Origin of the sequence: Enterococcus sp. DIV2467a (assembly GCF_050532945.1) — a bacterium.
In the GTDB taxonomy this organism is placed as follows: domain Bacteria; phylum Bacillota; class Bacilli; order Lactobacillales; family Enterococcaceae; genus Enterococcus; species Enterococcus faecalis.
The window spans coordinates 2,424,996-2,444,196 of the sequence record NZ_CP172896.1; the positions used below are offsets into that span (position 1 = coordinate 2,424,996).

Consider the following 19,201-nt stretch of genomic DNA (forward strand, 5'->3'; position numbering starts at 1 on the left):
ATGTGCTTTCATAACCACTTAATTATTTTGTATATTCTTCAACTAATGCAACGACTTCTTCCATCGTGTCGCATTCTTTTAATGCGCGGTCAGCAAGTTCAGCCATTTTAGTTGTGTCTAGACGTTTCATCAAGCTACGTGTTTTAAGGATAGATGTAGCACTCATTGAGAACTCATCTAAGCCCATACCCAATAGTAATGGAACAGCTGTTTGATCGCCCGCCATTTCACCACACATACCAGCCCATTTACCTTCAGCGTGTGCTGCATCAATTACATTTTTAATTAAACGTAAGATTGATGGGTTGTATGGTTGGTATAAGTAAGAAACGCGTTCGTTCATACGGTCTGCCGCCATTGTGTATTGGATTAAGTCGTTGGTTCCAACACTAAAGAAGTCAACTTCTTTGGCAAATTTATCAGCTAATACGGCAGCTGCTGGAATTTCAATCATAATACCTACTTGGATATCGTTTGAAAATTCAACACCTTCGTTGACTAATTTTTGTTTTTCGTCTTCAAAGATTGCTTTCGCTGCTCTAAATTCTTTCAAAGTAGCAACCATTGGGAACATGATACGTAAGTTACCATGAACAGACGCACGTAATAATGCACGCATTTGTGTACGGAACATGCCGTCACCTAGTTCTGATAAGCTAATACGTAATGCACGGTAACCTAAGAATGGGTTCATTTCGTGTGGTAATGTTAGGTAAGGAAGCTCTTTGTCCCCACCAATATCCATTGTACGAACCACAACTGGTTTTCCTTCCATTCCTTCAAGAACTGCTTTATACGCTTGGTATTGGTCCTCTTCAGTTGGAAAGTCAGATGAATCCATGTATAAGAATTCTGTACGATATAAACCAACAGCTTCGCCGCCGTTTTTGTGTACGCCTTCTAAATCTTTTGGTGTACCAATGTTTGCAGCTAACTCAACATGTTTGCCGTCAGCTGTCACGGTTTCTGCATTTTTTAGTTTATCCCATTCTGCTTTTTGATCTGCATAAGCTTTTGCTTCTGCTTCAAATTCAGATTTTTCAGCATCCGTTGGGTCAATAATAACATCCCCAATGATTCCGTTCACTGCTAAAATATCGCCTGCTTTTACTTTGTCAGTAATTTCTTTTGTACCAACGATTGCAGGGATTTCTAACGAACGAGCCATGATTGCTGAGTGAGAAGTACGTCCGCCGATGTCTGTAACAAAGGCTTTAACATACGTACGGTCTAATTGTGCAGTATCACTAGGTGTTAAGTCATGGGCAACCACGATTACTTCTTCGTTAATCATTGAAGGATTTGGAAGAGTCACACCTAATAAATGTGCTAAGATACGTTTGGCAACGTCACGAATATCTGCTGCACGCTCTTGCATGTAAGCATTGTCGTCCATTGCTTCAAACATACCAATATACATATCCGTAACTTCTTTCAAGGCAGCTTCTGCATTGACTTTGTTGTCTTGGATATTTTGTTTGATTTGACCAACCATTTCTGGGTCAGATAAAACCATTAAATGAGCATCGAAAACTTGCGCTTCTGCTTCACCAAGGCTTTGAGCTGCTTTGTCGCGAATTGCTTGCAACTCTTCAGTAGATTTTGCTAAAGCATCGTCTAAGCGAGTTGCTTCTGCATCAGTATCTTCTACGGAAGTTTTGTTGAAAGACAAGTCAGGTTGAACTAGCAGGTAAGCTTTAGCAACAGCAACGCCATCACTTGCGGCAATCCCTTTTAGCATCTCAGACATTATTCAGCCAATCCTTCTTTTTGTAATGTTTCAACGATTGCTGCCATTCCTTCAGCTTCGTCAGCACCATCAACAGTGATTGTTACGTCAGAACCTTGACCAACGCCTAAAGACATAACGCCCATGATTGATTTTAAGTTAACAGATTTACCTTTGTATTCTAAGTTAATATCTGAGTTAAATTTGCTTGCAGTTTGTACTAATAAAGTAGCTGGACGTGCGTGAATTCCTGTTTCTGCTACAATGTGAAATTCTTTCTTTTCCATATAAATCGGTCTCCTTCGTAAATAAAAAATTTTTATGTTAGGGTTTTCCTTTCTTGATACGCTAAAATCAAACGTCTACTCGAAAAAAGACCCTTTCAGTTTCTAAGATTACCATTTTTTTCTATCTTACACAACACTTTTTGCTTAAATTTCGTGATGTTTTGCACTGACTATTCTTCCTCTTTTTGGTAACGATAAATGATTCGTCCATTTAACCCCGCTTCTCCAACAATTTCCGCGCGGTCAGGCAAAGAAATCCAAGCATCACGAAATTGGAAAAATTCATTTTGCTCCACGATTAATTCAGAGATTTCTCCAGCTTTTAATGAAGCAATTTTTTCTACAAAAGGATTTTCAGCCATTGATTTCACCACTCTTTCTCTTAAATATCAACTCTTATAGTTTACTTGAAAATGGCGCAATTGTCTGTAAAAAAATCGAATCTTTGCCTTTTTTTAAACAAGGTCTTTTACTTGATTCTCTTACAAAAAATGCTATAATAACCTCAAAGGTCAAAAATGGTCAAGTGGTTTTATAGACAGAATTTATTCTTGCTATCTAGTACTTGGCTGGTTTGAGGAAAAATGGTCTGTTTACTAGAAATAATAGAGCAAACAGCTATTTTTCTGGCCTCAGTTATTTTGAAAGGATGTGTTTCATTCAATGATTTGTCAAAATTGTCAACAAAATGAAGCAACAATTCATTTATATGCAAATGTGAATGGTCAAAGAAAACAACTGGACTATTGCCAAAGCTGCTATCAAAAATTAAAAAATCAAGCAAATAATTCCCCTCAAAATATGGGACAAGACCCTTTTGGCTTTGGGAGTTTAGACGATTTATATCGTTCTCTTTCTCGCCAAATGCAACAAGGTAATCCTTATGAACAACAAACACCACCCACTCAATTTGGTGATGGTGGTAATGGAGGTCAACCCCCTCGCGGAGGCGCTGGCGCTGGTCAAGGTTTACTAGGCGAGTATGGGATTAACATCACCGAAGCGGCACGCCAAGGAGATATCGATCCTGTGGTAGGACGTGATCAAGAAATTAAGCGTGTCATTGAAATCTTAAATCGCCGTACAAAAAACAACCCCGTTTTAATCGGTGAACCAGGTGTTGGTAAAACAGCCGTTGTCGAAGGTTTAGCCCAAAAAATTGTCGATGGCGATGTGCCCCAAAAATTATTGGACAAAGAAGTCATTCGTTTAGATGTGGTTTCACTTGTTCAAGGAACTGGTATTCGCGGACAATTTGAAGAACGGATGCAAAAATTGATTGAAGAAATCACTGAAGCTGAAAATGTCATTTTATTTATTGATGAAGTCCATGAAATTGTGGGTGCTGGTGCTGCTGGTGATGGCAATATGGATGCTGGCAATATTTTAAAACCAGCCTTAGCACGTGGTGAATTACAATTAGTCGGTGCCACAACTTTAAATGAGTACCGTATTATTGAAAAAGATGCTGCCTTAGAACGTCGGATGCAACCAGTCCAAGTAGATGAGCCAACCGTTGCCGAAACCATAACAATTTTACATGGTTTGCAAAAACGTTATGAAGATTATCATCATGTTAAATATACAGATGAAGCGATTAACGCAGCAGCAAACTTATCCAACCGTTACATTCAAGATCGCTTTTTACCAGATAAAGCGATTGACTTGTTAGATGAATCTGGTTCAAAAATGAATCTAACTATCCAACTCGTCGATCCAAAAACAATTGATAAAAAATTAGCAGAAGCGGAACAACAAAAACAACAAGCTTCCGCAGAAGAAGATTTTGAAAAAGCGGCTTATTATCGTGATCAAATCAATAAATTACAAGCAATGAAAGAAAAACAAATCAGCGATGAAGAAACACCCGTCATCACTGAAAAAGATATTGAAGCCATTGTGGAACAAAAAACTGGCATTCCTGTCGGTGACTTAAAAGAAAAAGAACAAACCCAATTGAAAAATTTAGCTGTTGACTTAAAAGCTCATGTTGTCGGACAAGATGATGCCGTCGATAAAGTAGCTAAAGCGATTCGTCGCAATCGTGTAGGCCTAGGCAAACAAAACCGCCCAATTGGTTCCTTCTTATTTGTTGGGCCAACAGGCGTTGGTAAAACAGAATTAGCAAAACAATTAGCTTTTGAGCTATTCGGTTCAGAAGATTCGATGGTTCGTTTTGATATGAGTGAGTATATGGAAAAACACAGTGTTTCTAAACTGATTGGTTCTCCTCCAGGCTATGTTGGTTATGACGAAGCTGGACAACTCACAGAAAAAGTCCGTCGTAATCCTTATAGTTTAATTTTATTGGATGAAATTGAAAAAGCGCATCCTGATGTTTTACACATGTTTTTACAAATTCTCGACGATGGTCGTTTAACAGATGCACAAGGTCGTACAGTCAGCTTTAAAGACACCATCATTATCATGACAAGTAATGCTGGAACAGGAGCTGTGGAAGCCAACGTTGGCTTTGGCGCTGCCCGTGAAGGTGTGACTAAATCTGTTTTAGGTCAATTGAACAACTTCTTCACCCCCGAATTCCTTAACCGTTTCGATGGTATTATCGAATTCAAAGCATTAAGCAAAGAAAACCTGATGAACATTGTCAGCTTGATGTTAGAAGAAGTAAATGGCTTATTAGCTAAACAAAAATTACACATTGAGGTTCCAACAGAAGTCAAAGAGAAACTCGTTGATTTAGGTTATGATCCTGCAATGGGCGCTCGTCCTTTACGTCGAACAATTCAAGAACAAATTGAAGACGGCATTGCTGAATACTATCTAGATCATCCTGAAAATCATCAATTAGTCGCAGCGTTAGATAACGAAGGTAAAATTATCGTAACTGGCGCACAAGAAGTGACTAAAACAGAAACTTCAACATCTGACCAAGCAGAATAATCAAAAATCCACACGCATTAATAACAATGCGTGCGGATTTTTTTATGCTTTTCACTTTTTATTTTCATCAAAAAAAACTATAATAGAAGAAAGATATTCGTATACTTGTTCCTCATAGAAAAAATTCAATCTGGAACTCCTGTACATAATTGGAAACGCTCTTTTGCAGCACACAACTATAATGAGGTGATAAAATGAAATTAGTGAATGTGACCAATAGCTACAAACAATTAGTAAATAAACAATTGGAAAACACGGATGCTTACTTTGTAAAAGTCTACTCAGCAGGAAACACGACCGCTGTCTATTCAGAAGCAGCTCACCATGTGGAAGTTCTGATTATGAATAAAAATCGTCGCATTCGTCCGACAGAAGTAAAAGAAATTTTAGCAAAACTGTTAAAACGATTACCTAAAGAGGCTTATGACCCAGATGAAATTTCTATCATTGAGTTAAACCATGTGACCGAAGTGTCTGTTCCATTAAAAGTTTCCCTCATGGAAAACTAAAAAAAAATGCCGAAGTTTCCCCACTTCGGCATTTTTTTAATTTATTGTGACGTTATTTTTTTTACAAGCCTTTGATAATTTTCCGACCAGGCTTCCTCATTTGTCGGACTGACTAATTTATTTTCCTCGATTGCTTTTTTTCTTAAGTCATCTACTTCTTTTTTGAAATTTTCTCCCGATTTTTGAGCATAATCTTTAGAAAAATATTTTGATTGGCGAGAATAAGCCTTCAGTTTCGCATCTTTAATCTCTTCTTCTGTATCTGCAAAATATTCATCATAACGAAGATCGGTTATTTTCCCTGAATCTTTTAACGTAATAACAGTTAAACGTCCAGAAAGCCCCTCCCCAAAATCTTCTGTTAGACTTGCATAATGTTCTTTTGAAGGTTCTTTGATTTCCTTGGCTAAAGCCCTAGCAGCAGGAAGATAGCCATTATTAGCGCTATTGGATTGCCCTTTGGCTGTCTGGAAGGCGCCATCTAGACGATTTTCGGTAACCATTTGATTTTCTAAAAAAGTCATCGTATTAACAACGGTCACTAACGATTGATCGGTTCGGGCGTTGTTCGCTTGAAAATTTGCATAGCCGGATAAACGTTTTGTCACTCCTGCCCATTCTTCAGAATAATAGTTTTTAGGTCCACGTTCATCAAATTCCACTAACTGAATTTGTTGATCCTTAACAACGACATCAATTAAAGCCGTATAGCCGCCATCAAACACGACTTCATGATGATAATAATCCCCTTGAACTTCACCGATTTCTGGACGACCTGACCAATACATCTTCTGGGCTTTTTCTTCTGGACTAATTCCTGATTGTCCATTATTAGCTTCTACTGTAGCGCCAGAAACAGCATCAACTTCAAAGGTATGTCCATTACGCTCATAACTCACTTTGGCAGCACTCTCCTTCGGTTGATCATTCGTGTTTGTCTGCTCCTCCTGCTTTACAGAAGTGGCATTAGTGGCTGCCGAGGCACCACTCGTTACTTGGACTGCTTCTGCTTCAGTACTTTCTTTCATTTTTTCAGTTCGTTGATCTGGTTGGCACCCCATTAAAATAATCATTGAACAAAATAACCCGACAACTATCTTTTTAGTTTTCATTTTTCCTCCTTTTAAAACTCATTGAATTACCATTTAATTTTAATATAAGTAGAATGAAAAGTATAGCTAAGAAATCGTTTTTTCTTCATACGGCGATAAACTTAACTGTCCAGATAAATACTCACCTAAATAGATTTCCTGTAATCTTTGGAATCCTTGTTCTTGGATTTGCGTTAATAGCCAGTGCTCATCTTTTTTGATTAACTCTAGGACATCCATGTTGGCTTGACCGTCCACAATAATCGGATAACGAATACTTTCATCGCCATATTCGACGATTGTTAATTGACCATTTTGTTCTAAAACAGCCCGTTTAACAAGCTGGACTTCATAAATACCATTTGCTCGTAATTTAAACATTAGATCATTTGCAGAAATACCATTTTTCAAACATTCCTTCACCACAACCTGTCCATCCTTGATTAAAGTAATGGGTTTACCATCCACAATTTGCTTCACATAGCGATTGTGTTCTTTTGCAAATTTTAAAATTAAGACTAATAATGTCCACAAAATTAACACTAATACAAATTGGAGCACCGTAATTGAATCATTATAAATAACACCACCAATAATGCCCCCCAATACATAGTTTTGCACTTGGTCCATAGCCGATGTGGGCGCCAAATTGCCTTTTCCCATCAAATTAATTTGGACAATTAAACAAATAATACCTAAAGCAAATTTAATAATAATTGGACTATAAAACTGCATTAATTTTCCCTCACTTTACTTTATGATTTCAATCGTTGGTGTTAATAAATACGTTTCTTGTAATGTATAAGACTGCTGATCCGTACTTAAACTCATTTTATAAAAGACTTCGTCAATTTTAACTATGGTTCCGTCAGCCAATTGTGTACCATTGACATAAACTTTTTCTGGAGAAACCTTTTTTTCCTGTGCCACTTGTTCGACAAAATGTACCATTTGTGAAGATTGTGAATGCTGATTTTGGTTCAGTTGATAATTGGAATATTGAACCCCTAAAACAAATAATAATGATAAAAAAATAATAATACTTAATTCACGATATTTCGTTTGAATTTGATGTCGCACATAAAAACTAAACACAATGACTAGCCCGATTAACAAAGCAAAAATAAAAAAATACTTTAAGTAATCATTTAAATTAGATTGGCTTTTTAAATACTCGATGCCATAAAAATTCATGTTCTTGTCCACTCCTTGATAGGTTCGTTATAATAAGTATTCTATCTCAAAAAAAACAATCACGCCTGCTTTAATACCTTATAACAAGAAAAGCTCAGCGCAATCATCTTGAGAATGACTGCGCCGAGCTTCAATCTTCTAAAGATTCAGCTACTGATTGATTACAAATTAATTTTACATCAAACTTTTCAGTTCAACATCTGGATATTTATCCGCAAACCAGCGTTCCGCAAATTGGTTTTCAAATAAGAACAATGGTTGATCGAAACGGTCCCGTGCCAAAATGTTTCGGCTAGAGCTCATGCGTTCATCTAAATCTTCTGGATTAATCCAGCGGGCAATTTTAGAACCCATTGGCGTCATTACCACTTCAGCATTGTATTCATTAGACATTCGGTATTGGAAAACTTCAAACTGCAATTGACCTACGGCGCCAATGATATATTCTTCCGTTAAATATGTTTTGTATAATTGAATGGCTCCTTCTTGAACCAGTTGGTAAATTCCTTTATGGAAAGATTTTTGTTTCATTACGTTTTTGGCAGTCACTTTCATGAATAATTCAGGGGTAAATGACGGCAACTCTTCGTATTGAACATTCATTTTCCCTTCATACAAAGTATCGCCAATTTGGTAATTTCCTGTGTCATACACACCGATAATATCGCCTGCAACAGCTTCTGTGACGTTTTCGCGGGCATCCGCCATAAATTGTGTCACGTTACTTAATTTGACTTTTTTGCCTGTTCTACCTAAAGTCACGTCCATGCCTCTTTCAAAAACACCTGAACAAATTCGAACAAAGGCAATTCGATCACGATGGGCTGGGTTCATATTCGCTTGAATTTTAAAGACAAAGCCTGAAAATTCTTTTTCGTAAGGACTTACTTCGCCACCCTCTTCTGTTTTATGCGCATGTGGCGCAGGCGCAAATTGTAAGAAGGTTTCTAAAAATGTTTGAACCCCAAAGTTTGTCAAAGCAGAACCGAAGAAGACTGGCGTTTGATCACCACGAGCGATTTTTTCCTCGCTAAATTCATCGCCTGCTTCTACCAATAACTCAACATCTTCCAACACTTGTTGATAAACGCTGTTATTGTGCAATGGTAAATCGCTTGGGATATCGCCATCTTTTAAAGGAATAAAACGCTCCCCACCATTATTTTCTGGACGATATAATTCCACACGTTCATTATAAATATCGTATAGACCTTCTAGGCCTTTTCCCATACCAATTGGCCAGTTCATTGGGTAAGATTCAATATCCAATAGTTCTTCCAATTCTTCTAAAAGTTCCAATGGTTCCCGTCCGTCACGGTCCAATTTGTTAATAAAAGTAAAAATTGGAATACCACGTTTTTTAACAACTTGGAAAAGTTTTTTCGTTTGTGCTTCAATCCCTTTGGCACTATCAATAACCATCACAGCACTATCCACGGCCATTAAGGTCCGATACGTATCCTCTGAGAAATCCTCATGCCCTGGGGTGTCCAAGATATTAATCCGTTTGTCTTGATAGTCAAATTGCATCACAGAACTCGTTACCGAAATTCCCCGTTGTTTTTCAATTTCCATCCAGTCAGATTTGGCAAAGTTCCCTGTTTTTTTCCCTTTGACGGTTCCAGCTTGGCGGATGGCGCCCCCAAATAATAATAATTGTTCAGTAATCGTTGTTTTCCCAGCATCCGGATGGGAAATAATCGCAAACGTACGGCGACTATCGACTGCTTCTTTTTGATTGATCGTCATAAAAATCTCCTTATCACTTGTGATGTTTATTTATTTATTTTCTTCAGCATAATTTTTGATTAACCTTTGCTAGTATATCATGTCAAGCCTTGAGAATAAAGAGCTGCTGTTGGCTGTTTTTTAAAAGGAAAACCTGCGACATTAGTCAAAACGACTGATGTCACAGGTTATTTTTAACGTCTTGGTTCGTCATCTTCCATTTCTTTACGGAAAAAACGACGATTTTCTTCTGGTTCTTCATCGACAGTTTCTTCATCGTAGAAATGAACGCGTAAGACTAGCAAACGTGTGCCTTCCATTTCTTCAGCAGTTAACTTAATATTGCCCACTTCAAAAGAAGGTTTTTCCCCTTCATCAGGAATGGTTCCTAATGCTGTAATTAAGTAACCTGCCATTGTATCAACATCGCTCATGTGTAAATCTGTTTCAAATACTTCATTAAATTCGTCAATTAACATGCGTCCTTGAACCAAATATTCATTGTCAGCCACTTGTGTATATAAATTTTCTACTTCATCTGTTTCATCGTCAATTTCACCAACGATTTCTTCTAGTAAATCTTCTAGTGTTGCTAAACCGACAACACCGCCATATTCATCTAGTAAAATCGCCATTTGGTTTTGTGTTCGTTTTAACTCATAAAGTAAATCATCAATAAAAATGGTTTCTGGGACAAATAATGGTTCTTGGATAATCGCGCCTAATTCAATGTTTTCAAAGCCTAAATTACGTGCAGCTTTTAGTAACGTTTTGGTATGTAAAATACCAACAATTTTATCTTTGTCTTCACTATAAACAGGAATCCGAGAATAATTTTCTCCTAAAATTAAATTGATGTTTTCTTGGACATCATCTTGGATGTCAACCATGAATGCGTCTGTCCGAGGAACCATTACTTCTCGTGCCACTTTTGTATCTAATGAAAAGACACCTTGTAGCATTTCTAGTTCTTCGTTTTCCAAAACACCTTCTGTTTCAAGCATGTAGCGCATTTCATCTCGTGTCATCTTCGAATCGGCATCATCGAAAGTCATTGGTGTGATTTTGGATAATAAATCGGTCGAAGCCGATAGCAACCAAACGAAGGGACGCGCGATAACTCCTAAAAAGCGGACTGCACCAGAAGTCAATTGAGCGACTTCTTCTGATTTATTCATAGCAATTCGTTTAGGGTATAATTCACCAAATACAATAGAAACGTACGTTAACAATGCTAAGATAATGATACTGGCAAGACTCTTAGCTGCGGCGCCGCCACCTAATACAGGGGCCAAACGACTAGATAAAGTCTCTGCTAATGAAGCACCAGATAGGATATTAACCAAAGTAATCCCTACTTGGATTGTGGATAAAAAGTTATTGGGGTCTTGCAATACCTTAAGCAATTTTTGAGCTTTTGCGTCGCCGTCTTCCGCTTTTTGTTCCACACGATTCTTGTTAACAGATACGACTGCAATTTCCGCCGCTGCCAAAAAGGCATTGATAAACGTCAACACGACTAATAATAGAAGTTGCGCAATTAGCGACTGACTCTCAGGGTCAGCATTATTCATAATGTTCTCTCTCTCCTTAATTGTTGATAATTCCGAGGCTGTACTTTCGTACTCTTTTAACGTTCTTCCTCTTTTTATGGTTAGGCTTAGAAACAGACACAATCAGTATTATGACAGGTTATTTTCTATCCTAATCCATAAAATCATAGCACGAAAGATTAGCGGATTCAATCATTAACCGTTATTTTCTTTCGTATTTGTTTCATTCCCTAAAAGAACAGCATTGGTAACTTTTTCACTACGACCCGCTTTGACCATATCAATAACATAGTAGATAATGGTCCGGCAGATTGCGTAAAATGGGACACCGAGGAAAATACCTAGCAAACCTGCTAAATTTCCTGCTACCAATAAAATTAAAATAATCGTTAATGGATGGATTTTTAGAGATTTTCCGATAACGTTTGGATAAATAATATTTCCGTCCAATTGTTGAACCACTAGCACTACTAAACAACATAAGGCTGCTTTGACGGGTTCATTAAAGATGGTCACTAAGACAGCAGGCGCTAATCCTAGATAAGGGCCTAGATAGGGAATCAAATTCGTAAAGCCGGCAATGACACCAAATAAAAAGGCATAACGAACGCCAAGCAATGAATACCCAATAATCGTAAATGTACCGACAAATAAACATTCAATCGCTTGCCCACTAATATAACTGGATAAGGTTTGGTTCAATTGTCCTAAAAGATCCACGATATCATCTTTTCTTTTCTCAGGTAAAAAACGTTGAATCGCTGGTACTAGCTTATCTCCATCTTTTAACATATAAAATAAAATAAATGGCGCAGTGACCAAAACAATGGTGGTTGACGCCACCGTTGATACGATTGAACCTAAGCTACTTGATAAACTACTTAAAAATTGTTGGATAATATTTGCATAAGAAATATCCATTTTTTCAATATAGCTTGTTAAATCAATTTGTTTAAAAATAGGTAACTCCGCAATCTCATAAATCCAGGTCTCCACTTGTTTAAAGAAATCCGGCATACTTGATGCTAAACTAGCTAGCTGATCTGCCAACTTAGGGATAATTGTTAATAAGATCAGAACTAATGCGATGATTAGTAATAAAAATACCAGTAAGACGGCATAAATTCGTTTCATTTTCGTCTTCATTAGTAGATTGACCACAGGATTTAGTAAATAATACAAAAAGCCTGCTACTAAGACTGGGGCAAACAACGTTGAAAAGAATGTCCCAATCGGTGCAAATAAGAAATTAATTTTCGAAGCAATAAATAATAGCATGGCCACGACAAGTAATTCAACTGACCAGAAAAATAATTTCGATTCTTTAAATCGATTAATCACAGCGGCTCCTCCTTTATTTTTATTCAATTGTTGCTGTTTTATTTTATCACACCTTCCCCCCTCAGTCATTGAGAATACTTCATTGCTAGAACTTTTTCGTGGTATAATAAAATAGAAACAGATTCTGAACTTGGGGGTTTTTCTATGCATGTAGCTCAAACAAAAGATACCATGAGTGATCTTTATTTAGATGCTGTCCGGCTTCGTCAACGCGTATTCGTAGCGGAACAAGGGGTACCAGAAGAGATGGAAATCGATGAATATGAAGCACGTTGTATTCACTTTGTTTTGTACACGGATCATGTAGCTGTCGCAACTTGTCGCTTGCTTCCACTAGAAAATGGCGTTATGAAATTACAACGAATGGCCGTTGAAAAAGCTTACCGTGGCGCCGACTATGGACGAGTGATTATGGAAGCGGCGGAAAATTTTGCCAAAGAACAAGGCTACCACAAGATTACTCTAGGAGCACAAGTCACCGCTGTAGGATTCTATGAACGTTTAGGTTATCAAAAAACAGGAGCACCTTTTATGGATGCTGGCATTGAACACTACGAAATGAATAAAGAACTATAACACCAATTAAATCGGAAAATTTAGAGCTTGGAGCATTAGCCATTTTGGCTAATGCTCCAAGCTCCTTTTGTGGGCTGTTTACATCGGCTATTTTTTTGATAGCTGTTGATAACGTTGATACCAGATATCTACATATTCGGGCGAGAAGGGGCCTTTTTCGTTATTAATCCAATCCACTAAAGTCTTGACATTTTCTTTTAAAATGAAGTCAATATCTTCTGGATAATCCATTAGTTTGCTATGAAATTCATATTCATCAACGTCTAGTAAACGTTTTTCACCATCTGGAAAAACCTTGATATCTAAATCATAATCAATATACTTCAACGCTTCGTCATCTAAAACATATGGCGAAGCCAGATTGCAGTAATACGAAACCCCCTTTTCTCTAATCATTGCTATTATATTGAACCAATATTTCTTGTGAAAATAAACAATGGCTGGTTCACGAGTCACCCACCGACGTCCGTCGGATTCCGTTACTAACGTGTGATCGTTCACACCAATTAAAGAATACTCGCTCGTTTTTAGTACCATCGTATCACGCCACGTTCGATGTAAATGTCCGTCATGTTTATAACTCTGAATGGTTACAAACTCGCCTTCTTTAGGAATTCCCATAATACCCCAACTTTCCCCAAATAAAGTAAAGCAATGTTACTTTTTGGGTGTTCATACATCGATATCGAAATAATTATATCATATCTTTTGAGTTTGCGTACATTGAGTTCACTTAAAGAAGACGATTTCTGAAAAAATTTAATTCAGATGACCAATTAGTTCAAATTCAGTAAATATTTTCAGCTTAATTACTGGATTTTTTCAAAGACTGATACTGCGCTCTCTCTTAAAACCTGATTTAATTCGTCAACATTTGTTTTACCAGTTGTTTCAAGCCACGCAACGGCTGCTTCTGAACCTTGTTGAACAAATGGAAGCACGCCGTCTGCCCAAGTTGCGCGACCACATAAGACTCCATTAAACGAGGAACCTGCTTTTTTTGCAAATTTCAATGTTTCCTGAAACATCGTAGCACTAACCCCTGCACTCAAGAAAATAAATGGAAGTTGTGTTGCTTCACTTTGCATGTTGAAAAAAGCCTGCGCTTCATCTTGGCTATAAAGACTTTCAGTGCCAAAACCTTCTACAAAATTCATGTTCACAGGGACTTCTACTTTTAAAACATCAACATTATAGCGATCCTTTGAAAATTCTTTCATCGCTTCAATTACTTTGTGCGGTTTTACTTTAGCGTATTCTTTTGAAGCACTATCCGAATTGTTTGCATCATAAGAGACAATTTCTAAAAAGAATGGAATTTCTTCGGCTAAACACTCTGAACCAATCCGTTCTATATAAGCTTTCTTTCGTTCATTGATTGCTTCACTTTCGTCAACATCGTAGTAAAGTAAAAATTTACACGCGTCTGCGCCCGCTTCTTTTAAACGCTTAACCGACCAAACATCAAGACTATCGGGTAACCGTCCTGGTGTCGAAGCATCGTAGCCCGTTTTTTCATACGCAAGTAACAAACCTGAAGTCTGTGCTCGATTTTCAGCAGCAGCTAGGCCATATTCTGGATCCAACAAAATTGCTGAAGTCTCTGGTGTTAAGCAACGAGATACTAATACTTTAAAGTCACTGATTTCTTGCGCAGTCACCTCTTTGTATTTTCCCATCATGCGTTTTAAGGCCCCACGTTGATCAATGGCTAGTGCTCCAATAATTCCTTGATCATCTACCAGATTTTCTAAATGTTTACGTTTTTGTTCACTAATTTTTTTCATTCTGTTCCCTCTCCTAATTGATTATTTAGTAACGTAGCAATTTCAGCTGGCGAACTTGCTTGTTTCAGTCCAGAAGTAACTTCTTCTCTTAATAGGAGGCGCGCAACGGAAGAGAGTAATTTCAAATGTGTCGTGCCAGCTTCGGCATCTGGAATAAACAGCGCAATCACAAACTCCGTTAATTGGTTGTCAAGGCTCTGCCACTCAACACCTTGGTCCAAGGTAACGATGATAATGGCCGCTTGTTGAATCGTTGCTGCTTTTGCATGAGGTATCGCAAATCCATTCATCATCCCCGTTGTTCCTTCTTGTTCTCGCTCGTTCAGTTTATCGAAAACTTCCTGTGCGTCCTGAGCAACTTCCAATTCTGTTGATTTTTTTGCTAAAAAGTGAAAAACATCCTCTTGCGTTTGTAACTGTTGATTTAAAAAAATATGATTTTCTTTAATAAAAGCCATTCCATCCACTCCTAATTCCTGTTATTTCATTTTTTTGATAACGATTGCTCTTGTTTGGCGATTCTACTTTTTTGTACAAAACCTAGCAATAAGCCACCTACCAATGAACCAGCTAAAATTGCCAGAACCCATTGAACAGCGTGAGTAACAACTGGTAAAACAAGAAATCCTCCATGAGGTGCTGGCACTTGTACCCCAAACATATACGTTAGGACTGCCGCAATTGAAGATCCGAGCATCATAATTGGTAAAACCTTCAATGGGTCTTTTGCCGCAAACGGAATAGCGCCTTCTGTAATATGTGTGGAGCCTAAAATAAAGTTCACTAGCCCCGCATTGCGTTCATTTGTGTCAAAGTATTTTCCAAAGAATAATGTAGCAAAGCCTGTAATTAAAGGTGGCGCTATGCAGGCAGCAGAAACTCCTGCCATAAAAGAAGTATTTCCTTGAGCTAAGAGTGCCGTCCCAGTAACATAGGCCGCTTTATTAACTGGACCTCCCATATCAAAGGCACACATACAACCCACAATAATTCCTAAAACCAACGGACTGGAGTTTTGGAAACTAGCTAAAAAGCTCATCATTCCTTCGTTAACAGCTTTCATCGGATCTGCTAATAAAGACATAGTGATACCAATAACTGCAACGCCAATGACTGGATAAAGGAAAATTGCTTTTAAACCATCTAATGATTTAGGCAAACCTTTAAATACTCTCTGTAATAAAAGAATGAAATACCCAGCAAGGAAACCAGATAATATCCCTCCTAAAAAGCCAGTACCACCAGTGTTAGCAATCAAACCACCGACAAAGCCCACAACCAAACCAGGTCGTTTGGCAATCCCCTCTGCGATATACGCAGATAAGATTGGCACCATCATGCCCATTGAGGCATCACCAATACTTTTTAACATAGCAGCGGTAGCATTATACTGACTACTTTCTGGATCAAATGAATAAATGCCCCAAATAGCAAAAGAAAGAGCAATTAAAACGCCGCCTGCTACTACAAACGGCAACATGTGAGAGACGCCATTCATTAAGTTTTTATAAATACTATGTCCAACATTTCCTGAAGAAATTTGTGTTTCCTGTTCAAGTTCATCCACTGCTTGGTTTTCGGCCGCAATCGATCCTTTTCCTGCGAGCGCTTCTTCAATTAAGCGATCTGCTTCTTTAATCCCCACACTGACAGGGACATCAATAATTCGTTTCCCAGCAAAACGTTCTGCTTGAACGTCTTTGTCGGCGGCAATAATTACTGCCTCCGCTCCTTGGATTTCTGCAGGTGTTAACTCGTTTTCTATACCAATCTGACCATGTGTTTCAACCTTAATCGTAATACCTTTACGTTTCGCAGCTTGTTCCAATGCCTCCTGTGCCATATACGTGTGCGCTATTCCCGTCGGACAACCTGTAGCAGCTATTAATTGATACGTAGCCATCTGTTTATTCCTCCTCTTGAATCTTTATTTGTTGCTCTAACTCCTGAACATCTGAAAAATCTGTCAATCCTTTGCGAAATGCTGTTGAACTACCTGCTGCAATACTTCTTTTTAAATTTTTTTCCAATGAAAGTCCTTGATGCCAGCCAGCTAAAAAGGTACCTAACATTGCATCCCCTGAACAAGCTGTATTTACAACCATTCCAGTTGGTGAATTACCTGAAAGAACCTTTTCATTGTTCATAAATAAAGCCCCTTCACTACCTAAAGAAAGTAAAATATTTTTGGCTCCCCGCTTCAGTAATTCTTGTCCGTAAAAAATGTAATCATCCTTAGTCTGCACTTCTGTATGAAACCACTCTTGAAGTTCTTCTTCATTTGGTTTCAATAAAAATGGTTGATAAGGCAAACAATCTAAAATTTCTTCATAACTACTGTCTAAGATTAAGAACACCTGTTTTTCAAAACAAATTCGGCTAATTTCAATCAAAATACTTGGCGAAACCCCTTGTGGTAAACTTCCTGATACGCACAAATAATCCCCTTTACGTAACTCTGAAATTTTTTTCAAAAAACGTTGTACATGTTCTTCAGATAATTTTGGTCCTTTATTGACTAATTTGTATTCCTTTTGATCTTGGGTAACTTTTGTAAACACATTGATTCTCGTTGTGCCAGCGACTTCGATAAAATCAGTGGTTATCTCTTTTTCTTTTAAATAATCCTCGACATAGTTCCCAGTGAAACCAGCTTTGACTCCCAAAGCGGTATTATCAATCCCTAACATCTTTAAAATTAGGGAAACATTGACTCCTTTCCCGTTTGCTTGAATATCATCTTCCTTCGTGCGATTCACGACAAAAGGAACTAGCTCTTCTGTTTCGATAAATAAATCAATGGCTAAATTTAATGTACATGTATAAATAGTCACTGTAGTTCCTCCTTTCTCCTCTTTATTATGTCTCAAAATACCATGTAAAGGTTTTCATTCTTTCGCAAAAATATAGAAAACATTTACAATTTCATAATTTCTCTAGCTTTTTTATTTTTTTTCATTAAAAATAGGCTTATAAATGTTTTTTTAGTGAAAGAAAGAAGGGCTGGTCATTATGGAACAAAAATTGAGTGAATCAGAGCAATATCTCTGGCATTTTATCGAAACACATATTTTAGAAATCCCTGATTATTCCATTGTAAAATTAAGCGAACGAGCCAACGTATCAACTGCGACGATTGTAAGAACCATGAAAAAGAAAGGCTATGAAGGTTTCACATCCTTCAAGCATCACTTGAAAGATAAAGAAAACCAAAATATAAATTTTTCAGCATTAGAAAAAGTAGACCGAGGAATTCGGACAGCCATTTTAAAGAATGAAGAAGAAGTAACTCGCACGATTAACATGATTGAAATTGGTAATATCGAAGATGCGATCCAAAAAATCAAGGCTTCTCGACGGATTATTATCTTTGCTAGAGGTTTTTCAGAATTAATTGCTCAGGAAATGATGGTTAAGTTTCAATTGGCTGGCAAATACTGTGAACTGCATACGGACCCAGAAATTATTAAAAATATTAGTAAAAAGTTATCAAAAAAAGATGTGGCTCTTTTTGTTTCTTTAAACGGAGAAACCCAAGAATTAGTTGTCGCTGGTAAAAACTGTTACGACTCAGAAATTGGGACTATCCTTTTAACTGCAAGCAAACACTCTAGTTTAATGAAATACATTGAAATTCCGTTCGTAGGTTTCAAATCAGAAGGCTCCTTTTTCCCCGATTATGAAGTGCGTTCACGGTTACCATTATCCATTCTGGCAAGAATTTTATTGGACGCCTATGCTTTAAGAACGACAACTTAGGCTTTCTTAAATAATAAAAAACAAGCATTCCTTCACTTAAAATAAAGGAATGCTTGTTTTTATTTTGCAACAAAACGTGCTTCTACTCGATAAATTCGTTGACCACGACTAGAAAATTTTTCTTCGTATTCTGTCATAATGTTGCCTTCAAACTCGCTATTATGCAAATCTAGCCACACACGTTCAATAATCATGCCATATTTAGAAAAGCTACTTAATGAGTATTCGAAGAGCCCTTGATTATCCGTTTTAAAATGAATTTCTCCATTTGGTTTTAAAATAATTTCATCTGTCGCTAAAAAGTTTTTATACGTTAAACGACGTTTTTCATGTTTTTTCTTTGGCCAAGGATCTGAAAAATTTAAATAGATTAAATCTACTTCATTTTCAGCAAAATATTCTGTTAATGCTTCGCCGTCTACTCGCAATAACTGTAGATTAGGTAACGGCTCGGCCACTAGCTTATCTAATGCAATCGATAAAATACTTAATTGCATATCGATACCAATATAATTAATTTCAGGATGTGCTTTAGCCATTTCATAAATAAAACGACCTTTACCTGAACCAATTTCAATGTGGATGGGATGATTATTGCCAAAACGTTCTTGCCATTTCCCTTGCCATTTTTCAGGACCTTCTACCACATATTGTGGATATTTTGCCATATATTCTGCTGCTCCGGGTCTATTTCTTACACGCATATTTAAAATTCCTTTCTTTTAAAAACAGACTGGTGAAAT

Annotated in this window: 19 protein-coding genes; 4 read left to right on the top strand and 15 right to left on the bottom strand. The window is 37.4% G+C overall.

What is annotated here, in order from left to right; all coding sequences use genetic code 11:
• Positions 1 to 22: 22 nt before the first annotated feature.
• The 3 genes from ptsP to IGL80_RS11430 all read right to left on the bottom strand — a co-directional run bounded on the left by ptsP (position 23) and on the right by IGL80_RS11430 (position 2,378).
• Positions 23 to 1,750 carry a phosphoenolpyruvate--protein phosphotransferase gene (gene ptsP, locus IGL80_RS11420; protein ID WP_002358686.1) on the bottom strand — a complete coding sequence of 576 codons (1,728 nt, stop codon included), beginning with the start codon at positions 1,748 to 1,750 and terminating at the stop codon, positions 23 to 25.
• The gene (locus tag IGL80_RS11425) at positions 1,750 to 2,016 is read right to left on the bottom strand and encodes a phosphocarrier protein HPr (protein WP_002355551.1); all 267 of its coding nucleotides are present in this window, start codon (positions 2,014 to 2,016) and stop codon (positions 1,750 to 1,752) included. The genes ptsP and IGL80_RS11425 overlap by 1 nt, the downstream gene beginning before the upstream one ends.
• Positions 2,017 to 2,186: 170 nt before the next feature.
• On the bottom strand, positions 2,187 to 2,378 hold the full coding sequence (locus tag IGL80_RS11430) for a hypothetical protein (RefSeq protein ID WP_002366170.1): 192 nt from the start codon (positions 2,376 to 2,378) through the stop codon (positions 2,187 to 2,189).
• Positions 2,379 to 2,679: 301 nt separating this feature from the next.
• Here IGL80_RS11430 and IGL80_RS11435 point away from each other — a divergent pair, with 301 nt between their 5' ends.
• Both IGL80_RS11435 and IGL80_RS11440 read left to right on the top strand, forming a co-directional pair.
• Positions 2,680 to 4,920 (top strand): ATP-dependent Clp protease ATP-binding subunit, encoded by a 2,241-nt coding sequence (locus IGL80_RS11435; RefSeq protein ID WP_002386935.1) that lies wholly within the window; start codon positions 2,680 to 2,682, stop codon positions 4,918 to 4,920.
• Between the two features lie 194 nt (positions 4,921 to 5,114).
• Positions 5,115 to 5,429, top strand: coding sequence for a DUF1827 family protein (locus tag IGL80_RS11440; RefSeq protein WP_002355547.1), 315 nt, complete (start codon positions 5,115 to 5,117; stop codon positions 5,427 to 5,429).
• 41 nt (positions 5,430 to 5,470) lie between these two features.
• On the opposite strand, the gene IGL80_RS11445 is transcribed toward IGL80_RS11440, so the two are convergent.
• The 6 genes from IGL80_RS11445 to IGL80_RS11470 all read right to left on the bottom strand — a co-directional run bounded on the left by IGL80_RS11445 (position 5,471) and on the right by IGL80_RS11470 (position 12,405).
• Positions 5,471 to 6,541 carry a hypothetical protein gene (locus tag IGL80_RS11445; protein WP_002358683.1) on the bottom strand — a complete coding sequence of 357 codons (1,071 nt, stop codon included), beginning with the start codon at positions 6,539 to 6,541 and terminating at the stop codon, positions 5,471 to 5,473.
• A 66-nt stretch (positions 6,542 to 6,607) separates the two neighbouring features.
• Entirely contained in the window at positions 6,608 to 7,255 is a 648-nt protein-coding gene (locus IGL80_RS11450; RefSeq protein WP_002355545.1) for a DUF421 domain-containing protein, read from the bottom strand.
• Positions 7,256 to 7,270: 15 nt separating this feature from the next.
• Positions 7,271 to 7,714, bottom strand: coding sequence for a DUF3290 domain-containing protein (locus IGL80_RS11455; protein ID WP_002355544.1), 444 nt, complete (start codon positions 7,712 to 7,714; stop codon positions 7,271 to 7,273).
• Between the two features lie 174 nt (positions 7,715 to 7,888).
• Entirely contained in the window at positions 7,889 to 9,463 is a 1,575-nt protein-coding gene (locus IGL80_RS11460) for a peptide chain release factor 3 (RefSeq protein ID WP_002355543.1), read from the bottom strand.
• Between the two features lie 173 nt (positions 9,464 to 9,636).
• Positions 9,637 to 11,016: a hemolysin family protein gene (locus tag IGL80_RS11465; protein WP_002363168.1), complete on the bottom strand. Its 1,380-nt coding sequence runs from the start codon at positions 11,014 to 11,016 to the stop codon at positions 9,637 to 9,639.
• Positions 11,017 to 11,190: 174 nt separating this feature from the next.
• Positions 11,191 to 12,405, bottom strand: coding sequence for an AI-2E family transporter (locus IGL80_RS11470; RefSeq protein WP_002384914.1), 1,215 nt, complete (start codon positions 12,403 to 12,405; stop codon positions 11,191 to 11,193).
• A 75-nt stretch (positions 12,406 to 12,480) separates the two neighbouring features.
• On the opposite strand from IGL80_RS11470, the gene IGL80_RS11475 reads away from it, so the two are divergent.
• Positions 12,481 to 12,912 carry a GNAT family N-acetyltransferase gene (locus IGL80_RS11475; RefSeq protein ID WP_002358682.1) on the top strand — a complete coding sequence of 144 codons (432 nt, stop codon included), beginning with the start codon at positions 12,481 to 12,483 and terminating at the stop codon, positions 12,910 to 12,912.
• Between the two features lie 87 nt (positions 12,913 to 12,999).
• Here IGL80_RS11475 and bph read toward each other — a convergent pair whose 3' ends face one another.
• The 5 genes from bph to pfkB form a co-directional block, all read right to left on the bottom strand.
• Complete coding sequence (gene bph, locus IGL80_RS11480; protein ID WP_002355538.1) at positions 13,000 to 13,533, bottom strand: biofilm phosphatase Bph; 534 nt, start codon at positions 13,531 to 13,533, stop codon at positions 13,000 to 13,002.
• A 188-nt stretch (positions 13,534 to 13,721) separates the two neighbouring features.
• Complete coding sequence (gene lacD / locus IGL80_RS11485; RefSeq protein WP_002358681.1) at positions 13,722 to 14,699, bottom strand: tagatose-bisphosphate aldolase; 978 nt, start codon at positions 14,697 to 14,699, stop codon at positions 13,722 to 13,724.
• A complete protein-coding gene (locus tag IGL80_RS11490; protein ID WP_002358680.1) occupies positions 14,696 to 15,157 on the bottom strand; it encodes a fructose PTS transporter subunit IIA in 462 nt (153 codons plus the stop codon). Before IGL80_RS11490 ends, lacD begins: the two co-directional genes overlap by 4 nt.
• 26 nt (positions 15,158 to 15,183) lie before the next feature.
• Positions 15,184 to 16,602: a PTS fructose transporter subunit IIC gene (locus IGL80_RS11495; protein ID WP_002355535.1), complete on the bottom strand. Its 1,419-nt coding sequence runs from the start codon at positions 16,600 to 16,602 to the stop codon at positions 15,184 to 15,186.
• 4 nt (positions 16,603 to 16,606) lie between these two features.
• Entirely contained in the window at positions 16,607 to 17,533 is a 927-nt protein-coding gene (pfkB, locus tag IGL80_RS11500) for a 1-phosphofructokinase (protein WP_002355534.1), read from the bottom strand.
• Between the two features lie 178 nt (positions 17,534 to 17,711).
• Here pfkB and IGL80_RS11505 point away from each other — a divergent pair, with 178 nt between their 5' ends.
• Complete coding sequence (locus IGL80_RS11505; RefSeq protein WP_002363162.1) at positions 17,712 to 18,458, top strand: MurR/RpiR family transcriptional regulator; 747 nt, start codon at positions 17,712 to 17,714, stop codon at positions 18,456 to 18,458.
• A gap of 59 nt (positions 18,459 to 18,517) precedes the next feature.
• Here the strand turns inward: IGL80_RS11505 and trmB are convergent, their stop codons facing one another.
• Positions 18,518 to 19,162, bottom strand: coding sequence for a tRNA (guanosine(46)-N7)-methyltransferase TrmB (gene trmB, locus IGL80_RS11510; protein ID WP_002355532.1), 645 nt, complete (start codon positions 19,160 to 19,162; stop codon positions 18,518 to 18,520).
• Positions 19,163 to 19,201: the final 39 nt, after the last annotated feature.